The sequence below is a fragment of the Curtobacterium sp. 18060 genome (assembly GCF_902706105.1).
GTDB lineage: Bacteria > Actinomycetota > Actinomycetes > Actinomycetales > Microbacteriaceae > Curtobacterium.
Genome location: NZ_CACSJV010000139.1, coordinates 1 through 392, shown reverse-complemented (window position 1 = coordinate 392; position 392 = coordinate 1). Strand labels below are relative to the sequence as shown.

The window sequence follows — 392 nt, the reverse complement described above, 5'->3', positions numbered from 1 at the left end:
ATCGTGGGCGTGCTGCTGGGCCATTTCTTCCCCGAGATCGGCGAGAAGATGAAGCCGCTCGGCGACGGCTTCATCAAACTCATCAAGATGATCATCGCGTCCATCATCTTCTGCACCGTGGTGGTGGGCATCGCGGGCACGGAGGACATGAAGAAGGTCGGCCGCACCGGCGGGCTCGCCCTGCTCTACTTCGAGATCGTGAGCAGCATCGCGCTGGTCATCGGCCTCATCGTGGTCAACGTGCTCGAGCCCGGCGCAGGCATGAACGTCGATGCCTCCGCGATCGACACCAAGTCCATCGCCGCCTACACGGCGCCCGGCAAGATGGGCACCACCACCGACTTCCTCATGAACATCATCCCCACCACCGTGGTGGATGCGTTCGCCAAGGG

1 protein-coding gene is annotated in these 392 nt (G+C 62.8%); it reads left to right on the top strand.

The genetic code is table 11. From position 1 onward, the window contains the following. On the top strand, window positions 1–392 hold a 392-nt coding region (locus GVL05_RS19935; RefSeq protein ID WP_327785651.1), incomplete at both ends, for a cation:dicarboxylate symporter family transporter.